At 69.3% G+C, this 7,046-nt stretch carries 7 protein-coding genes; 2 read left to right on the top strand and 5 right to left on the bottom strand.

All coding sequences use genetic code 11. From position 1 onward, the window contains the following. Nucleotides 1-66: 66 nt before the first annotated feature. Complete coding sequence (locus tag ACWJ6R_RS06010) at nt 67-1,152, bottom strand: DUF2637 domain-containing protein (RefSeq protein ID WP_449061235.1); 1,086 nt, start codon at nt 1,150-1,152, stop codon at nt 67-69. Nucleotides 1,153-1,465: 313 nt separating this feature from the next. Next, nucleotides 1,466-2,311, bottom strand: coding sequence for a PASTA domain-containing protein (locus tag ACWJ6R_RS06015; protein ID WP_449061236.1), 846 nt, complete (start codon nt 2,309-2,311; stop codon nt 1,466-1,468). A gap of 685 nt (nt 2,312-2,996) precedes the next feature. Here ACWJ6R_RS06015 and ACWJ6R_RS06020 point away from each other — a divergent pair. Both ACWJ6R_RS06020 and ACWJ6R_RS06025 read left to right on the top strand, forming a co-directional pair. Next, nucleotides 2,997-3,758: a hypothetical protein gene (locus ACWJ6R_RS06020; protein ID WP_449061237.1), complete on the top strand. Its 762-nt coding sequence runs from the start codon at nt 2,997-2,999 to the stop codon at nt 3,756-3,758. 286 nt (nt 3,759-4,044) lie between these two features. Then, nucleotides 4,045-4,422, top strand: a complete 378-nt coding sequence (locus ACWJ6R_RS06025) for a hypothetical protein (protein WP_449061238.1) — start codon at nt 4,045-4,047, stop codon at nt 4,420-4,422. Between the two features lie 66 nt (nt 4,423-4,488). Here ACWJ6R_RS06025 and ACWJ6R_RS06030 read toward each other — a convergent pair whose 3' ends face one another. The 3 genes from ACWJ6R_RS06030 to ACWJ6R_RS06040 form a co-directional block, all read right to left on the bottom strand. Further along, on the bottom strand, nt 4,489-5,031 hold the full coding sequence (locus ACWJ6R_RS06030) for a GNAT family N-acetyltransferase (RefSeq protein WP_449061239.1): 543 nt from the start codon (nt 5,029-5,031) through the stop codon (nt 4,489-4,491). Nucleotides 5,032-5,262: 231 nt separating this feature from the next. Further along, nucleotides 5,263-6,321 (bottom strand): alpha/beta hydrolase, encoded by a 1,059-nt coding sequence (locus ACWJ6R_RS06035; RefSeq protein WP_449061240.1) that lies wholly within the window; start codon nt 6,319-6,321, stop codon nt 5,263-5,265. Continuing rightward, complete coding sequence (locus ACWJ6R_RS06040; RefSeq protein ID WP_449061241.1) at nt 6,261-6,761, bottom strand: hypothetical protein; 501 nt, start codon at nt 6,759-6,761, stop codon at nt 6,261-6,263. The genes ACWJ6R_RS06035 and ACWJ6R_RS06040 overlap by 61 nt, the downstream gene beginning before the upstream one ends. Nucleotides 6,762-7,046: the final 285 nt, after the last annotated feature.

Below are 7,046 nucleotides of genomic sequence, written 5' to 3' on the forward strand. Positions count from 1 at the left end.
GAGACCCGGCCCCGGGCATGCTTGGGAAGGTGAACCCGGGGCCGGACCTAAGGATGAGGGATCGGGTCAGCGACCCGCGTGGGCGAGCAGGTGCGCCCGGACCCGCTGGGCGCGGGGCTGACCGACGCCGAGTTCGGCCTTCAAGGTGCGCAGTGAGGGGACCTGGCCCGCCGTGACGAGGGCGGAGTAGCGTCGCACCGCTTCCTGGTTCAGCGGGTCCTCGTCGAGTGCGCCCCCGGATACGGCGGGAGCCGTCTCGGGCGCGGCCGGGTCCTCTGCGAGTCCGTCGGGACCAGGATCCGGCGCGTCGCCGGGTACACCGGGGCCTTCGCCGGGTGCGTGCACCTCGCTGTCCGGAGGGATCGCGGGCAGCGGGACTGCTCCGGCCGTCGGGGACTCCGCGCCAGCCGCTGCGGTGACGCCGGATGGAGGAAGCGCCGGGATCTCGGTTCCGGTGGCGGTCGGCCGGGCCTGCACCGCCTCGGCGGGAACCAGTTCGCCGAGGCGGTACAGCGCCCGCTCACGCCGGGGCGCCCTCCACCGCCAGCGCCAGCCGTACCGGTCCTGCAGATCGGTCTTGGCGAGGACCCGGGCCCGCTCGCGTTCCAACGCGGAGGGGTAGGAGCGGATCTCCCACAGCACCATCCGCCGCCAGAGCCGTGCGGTGGCCAGCGGGGCCAGGAACCACCGGGAGCGCCGGACGCGATCCATCCGCGTCGGCGAGGACAGGCCCGCCCTGGACCGCAGGGCGTGGGCACCGACCTCCACGGCCACCACCCACAGCAGGGGCAGCACCGCATGGGCCACCCGCCCGAAGAGGGTCTCCTCGCCGGAGATGTTCAAGTAGACCGTCGCGGCGGTCAGCGACCAGGGGATCAGGCGGAGCCAGCGCACCCGCATGTCGAGGCGGGCGAGCACGATGTCGAGCGCGGAGAACACCGCGATGCCCTGGTCGATGCCGAGCGGCACCGACCAGGCGAACCAGCCGAAGGACGGCGCGGCGGCCTCCGCGACCCGGGCGAAGCTGTTGACGAAGCCGAGCAGGCCCAGCACGCCCGTGGCCGCCGCGACGACGGCGATGGCGGTGTGCTCGCCCGGGAAGATCGGGCGGGGCGCTGGCTGGCAGGGGAGCGAGTTCGTAGGATGGTGCATCGTCGGACCTCCAGAGTCCGATCAGGCCCCGGTACGGCGTTGCAGCGCCTGCCGGGGCCGCCTTCGTGGGGGACGGCCGGGATGGGGCCGCATCTGGAGGTCCGCGCGTCTGTTCCGTCCCTGTTCCGCCGGAGCACCAGAGGAGCGGGGGAAGGACGCGAAACGACGAAAGGGAAAATCCCAGCTCAGGAGGGGTTCGGGTGAGAAGGTCAAGGTCAGCGAAGGGTGGTTTCTGTGCCCGGCCTACAGGCCGACTCGTCCGCCCCATCCGCCCCTGACCTGCGGCGGAACCCTCAGCGGGGAGATCGGTCGATCAGGAGCTGCGCCAGCGGGCACGGGAGTCACCGGCCTTGGTGGAACATCGCATCAACACGCCTGACTTGCTGCGGCCCAGCGCGCCTCTGGGCGAGCAGAAGGCACCTGGATGCACGCCAGGCACCACATCTCTGCTCTCATCTGCGGGAACATCATCGAGCTCTTCGCTTTCTGTCGGAGTATCCTCCGTCGCGAAGTAGTCCTGCTCGGTGACGGTCAGGCGGATGGGCTGGCCAGGACGGAGCACGGTGCCTGCCCTCGGCGACTGCTTGACCACCTGGTCGGCCTTCTGGCCGGCCTTGGCGGTGACGTAGTCGGTCTCGACGAGGGGTGAGACCGTGTCCAGCACGGCCGATGCCTTGTTCGCAGTGAGCCCGATGAGCTTGGGCATCTTGGAATGCTTGCGGTAGAAGTCGTAGGCCTCGCGCTCGGCCCGGACGAGGAGGACCGTTGTTCCCTGGACCAGTTCGGTGCCGCTCTCAGGGCTCGTGGAGACCACGACGCAATCGAGGCTGCAGGACGGCAGATCGTCCAGATCCATCCAGCTGAGGACCAGGCTCGCGGCGATGAGCGTAGTCGTGGCGTCGTCCTCGTCTGCTCCGGTCACATCCGGCAGAGCGAAGGAAGCGGGGCTGACCGTAGGAGTGGGGCTGAAGGAGGGGGCGGTAGGGGCGGCGCTGGCCACCGCTGCCGTGGGAGTGGGACTGGAAGAGGGGACGGCGTTGGACACCGCTGCCGCAGGTGCGGGAGCCTCCTCGCCGAAGAAGGTGTTGACGGCGACCACGAAGGCGAGCAGCCCTACGAGGGTCCCGCGAACGGCCTTGCGGACAGGGTTGTGTGCCACCGGGCCAAGGCAGACCCGCTTGGCCAGCCTGACCGCGTAGCCACTGTCATCGCTCCACAACTGCCAGCCCGCAGGCGGTGGAGGCCAGGAGGGGTCGGGCCGCCACGCTGGACGCGGCGTTCCTGGCGCATCCCGAGCGGTTCCGCGGCCGGCGGCCGAGCCCGCCGTCGTTGCCCTCCCGGGTATGGATCAACCAGCCGGCGACGGTGGCCGAAGCCGAGGCCTCAGCACAGACAACGAACGTGGCTTGATGTCTCAACAGGTTTGACAGGTACCGACGAGCTCCTGCTCAACCGTGCCCCGCGGACCGGCGAACTCCGCCCCATCGACGTGCGCCGGGAGCCTGGGCTCGCGCGTCTGATCGCGAACGTCGACCTTGATGAGCCGTGACCCTTTCGTGGGTGTGCGGAAAGCTGAAGTAGCCGCTCATGGCTATGCCGGTGGGAAGTGGCAGCGTTTGTTGACGGGTTCGGGCAGTGGCTAATGATCAGCAGGCGCGGAAATATTCGTGAGAAGTGACAGCACGTACTACCTCTAGGGACGTCTGAGAGCGGGCTACGTGTGGACGCGGCCCCAAGATGATGGGCAGATCTTTCTGCACGCGACCTACACATCCCACCCAGAGGATTCTGCACGCAGATGTGCAAGCATGCCCGGTATGTCCAGATGTGCGATGATCGCTGTGTTGGCGCTGCTGGTGGCGAGTTGCAGCTCGGGAGCGAGGACCGCTCCCGAGATCGCCGGATATGTCGAGACGTATCTGCAGGCACACCCGGACGTCAAGCGGGTGGCGAAGAAGGGGACCCAGAGCGCCACCGTGGTCATCAAGGGGCAGGACCAGGATGTCTCCGCCGATCTGGGCGCGGGCCTACGTGGACGGCTCATCCGGACGGGCGGTGCCGCGTATATGCAGACGCCGGGAGAAGAGGTGGCGCCGGGCAAGACCTGGGACAAGATCACCGAAGAGCACGAGCCGTACAACCTGCTCGGCATCGGCGTGGTGACAAGCCAGGCGATGACACTGGTGAACAGCCACCGGGTGCACGCGCTGCTGGCAGCGAGAGGACGAGCGAGCGGCCCGGTGACCGATGGCGGGCTCGACCGTTACACGGTCACCATCGACGTGCAGGCGGCACTCGACGAATTGGATCTCGGTGCGTTCCTTGAGGTGTACGACTCGGTGCCGCTCCTACAGCATCCGGAGAACGAGTACGCCATGGTCCGGGTCGGCGACAAGGCGGCGCAGGCACGGTTGCGCAACCAGTTACTCGAGGAGTTCGGCGCCCAGGCCGCGTACGAGCTCTGGCTCGATGGCCAAGGGCGGCCGGTGCGGCAACGGCTGACCGCGAAGACCCCGATGGAGGTCGCCTTCTCCGATTGGGGTGATACGACCGTGGTCGCTCCTCCGGCCGATCAGGTCCGGGTGCTGAACCAGCCTCACAGTTGAGATCACGTCTCCTTGTTGGAAGGACGTCGCAGGACACATGACCGGGAGAAAGCCCGATGATCAGCGGAGGACGTCGAGAGCTGAGAACGCGCCCTGACCAGGCCTGCCGTACGTAGCCCCTGGTCGGGACGGTGGCTTCGCGCTACGTCGACGAGCGCGGGACGTCGGGCTGGGTGAGTGTGTGGAGGCCGAAGGCGGAACGCGGTTCGGCGGAAAACGGCTCGATCCTGCCCGTGATGGGCGGGTACCGTCCTGATCGGAGCAGGCCGATCCCGTAGGAGGGGTGTTGAGGCGTAGGAGTCCGCAGGAGAAGAAGCGCCTGAGCTATGCCAAGGAGCGCCGCAACGCCTACGGGGAGAACGACAAGGGCTCCCGCAAGAACATCCGGCGCAACAAACGCGCGCCTCACCGGGCGAACAGGCACCATGTGAACCAGGTCCTCGAAGCGGCCGTCGGCGTCGTCGACGAAGGCGCCGAGGAGGAGGCCGAGCGGCGGCTGCTGGTGAAGCGGCCGAAGTCCTGGGCGAAGTCACCGGACACGCCTCTGGGGGAGATCGTTCAATACATCTTGCAGCGGCGGATGGCGCTGGGGACCGGCGATTCGGAGCGGGACGCCGCCCGTCTGGAACGCGTCCGCAGGCGGACCCGCCAGCCGGCCGACTGAGCGGGCCTCGTCCTGGCACGGCGGCTCGTCTCCCAAGCGGCCTGCCCTCGACCGCCGGGCGGCAGCCTAGCCCTTCGCGTCCGGTTTCCAGTCCTGGACGAGGAGCCCGAGCAGCACCTCGTCCAGGAACTCGCCCATCACCCAGGCCGCGGAGCGCAGCACACCCTCGCGGACGAAGCCGTTGCGTTCGGCGGAGCGCAGCATCGCGGCGTTGTCCGACAGCGTCTCGATCTGCAGCCGCTGCAGGCCGCGCACGACGAAGCCGTAGTGGCACAGCACCGCGACCACGTCGGTGCCGTAGCCCTTGCCGCGAGAGGACGGCCGCAGCCCCAGCCCGATGTGCGCGGACCGGTTGTGGCTGTCGATGCCCCACAGCGTCGCGGTGCCGATCAGGGTGCCGCCGTCCAGCTCCACCACGGAGAACGGGACGTGGCCCTGCTCGGCGTCGTCCACCACGAGCAGCGAGTCCTTCGAGCCGGGCGTGATCGGCCGCCACGGCCGGGCTTGGGATCGCGAGTGGGTGACGACGTCGTCGTAGAGCTCGGCCTGCAGGATCGGGATGTCATCCTCGTGCCGGGCCCTGAGCCCGACCTTGCTTCCCCTCAGCATGCAAGCTTCCTATCCGACCGGGCCGGCCGCCGGCAAACGGATTAAGCCCCCGCCCGCGGCGACGGACGGGCATTTTCTTGATCAGCGCAGGCGCGGATCCCGCAGAAGGTGTGTCGTGGAGACGTAGGAGCCCGCAGGAGAAGAGGCGCCTGTGCTGCGCCGCTGCGAGGTCTGACCGGCCGCCCCGCGTGAACTGCGCATCCATCGCGAGGCGGCCCGGCGGGACCGGTGTCAGGAGCCGCAGACCGTGCCCTTGGCGGGGACCTTCCCGTCGATCAGGTAGGCGTCGGCGACCTTCGTCGTGCAGGCGTTGACCCCGTAGGCGCCGTGGCCCTCACCCTTGGAGGTCACCAGCACGGCCGTCTTGAGCTGCTTGGTCAGCTTCGGTCCCCACGCGTACGGCGTGGCCGGGTCACCGGTCGTGGCGACCACCACGATCGGGGCCGAGCCGGTGGCGTCGACCTTCTTGGCCGCGTCGCTGCCGGCGACCGGCCAGGCTCCGCAGAGGCTGCCCAGGCCGGCGCCGCCGAACATCGGATTGATCTTCCGCGCCGCGGCGTCGGTGCTGGCCTGTTCCGCGGCGCTGGGCCGTTCGGCGGAGTCGGCGCAGCTGATGGCCGGGAAGCTGGTCAGCATGGTCGAGTAGGTGCCGTCGGCCCGGCGGCCGGTGTAGCTGTCGGCCAGGCTCAGCAGGAGCCGGCCGTCGCCCTTGAGGGCCGATCCCAGCGCCTGCTCCAGCACCGGCCAGGCCTGCTGGGCGTACAGCGCCGCCCCGATGCCGGTGACCGCCAGGCTCTGGGTGAGCTTCCGCCGGTCGACCTTGAGCGGCTTGGCGTCCAGGCGCTTCCACAGGGCCCGGACGGTCCTGTCGGCCGTCTTCCGGTCCGCGCCGAGGACGCACTTGCCGGAGCCCTTCGCGGCGCAGGCGGAGAGGAACGCCTCGTACGACCGCTGGAAGCCTCTCATCTGGTCGAGGGTGCGCTGCCGGAACGAGACCGTCGGGTCCAGGGGGGCGTCCAGCAGGAAGCGGCCCACCTGCTTGGGGAACATCGTCGCGTAGACCGAACCCAGATGCGTTCCGTACGACATGCCGAAGTAGTCGAGCCTGCTCTCACCCAGTGCCTCACGCAGCAGTTCGAGGTCCCGGGCGGCGTTGACGGTGCCCACATGGGGCAGGATCTCCCCGGAGGTCTCCTGGCAGGCTCGGACGAACTCTGCGGTGGCCCGCTTCAGCCGCGCCCGCTCGGCCGGGGTGTCGGGGGTGGCGTCGGCGGTGTTGTACTTCTCCATCGCCGCGGCGTCGCCGCACCGGACGCCGGAGCTGCGCTCCACCCGCGGGGGTCGAAGGAGACCAGGTCGTAGCGGGCGTTCAACGCGGTGTAGGCCGGAGCGGCCAGGGGCAGGATGTCCACGCCGGAACCGCCGGGCCCGCCGAAGTTGAAGACCAGAGATCCCAGTCGCTTGCCGGAACCGGTGGCCTTGACGCGGATCAACGCCAGCTCGATGGTCTTGCCGCCGGGGTCGGCATGGTCGAGGGGGACGGCGAGAGTGCCGCACTCGGTGCCCGCGGGGAGCTTCTGACCCTCAGCGGGCCGCGTCTCGGCACATGATCCCCAAGTGATCGTGCCCTGTCCGGCGCCCGAGCCGGTGCTCACCGCGGCGGCCGGGCCGCCGGCGATCAGTGCCAAGGGCAGGGCGGCGGCGATCGCCGTGATTCTCGCAGGGCGCATGGAAGCTCTTTTCATGATCGGAAAGTTCCTGGTGAAGCGAGGAGTCCTTCAAGAAAGATCTTGTCTTCTCTGGTGCGCGCATGGGCAGTCGCCGATATCACCGGACGTATGTGGATCCTGCGGATGAACTTGATGACATATGTCATCCGATTCGGGAGGCCCGCGGGCGCCGACGACGGCGCGGGTGCGGCTCACCCAGGACCACGACGCCGTGGCCGCGGGAGGTGGTGGCGGTTCAGGCGACGTGCTGCTGCCAGGGGGTGGTGCGCAGCAGGTCGTCGATGC

The organism is Planomonospora algeriensis, assembly GCF_977012225.1.

Coding starts and splice junctions, on each gene's coding strand:
- ACWJ6R_RS06010 (WP_449061235.1), bottom strand. CDS start 1,152: ATGCACCATCCTACGAACTCGCTCCCCTGCCAGCCAGCGCCCCGCCCG.
- ACWJ6R_RS06030 (WP_449061239.1), bottom strand. CDS start 5,031: ATGCTGAGGGGAAGCAAGGTCGGGCTCAGGGCCCGGCACGAGGATGAC.
- ACWJ6R_RS06035 (WP_449061240.1), bottom strand. CDS start 6,321: ATGGAGAAGTACAACACCGCCGACGCCACCCCCGACACCCCGGCCGAG.
- ACWJ6R_RS06040 (WP_449061241.1), bottom strand. CDS start 6,761: ATGCGCCCTGCGAGAATCACGGCGATCGCCGCCGCCCTGCCCTTGGCA.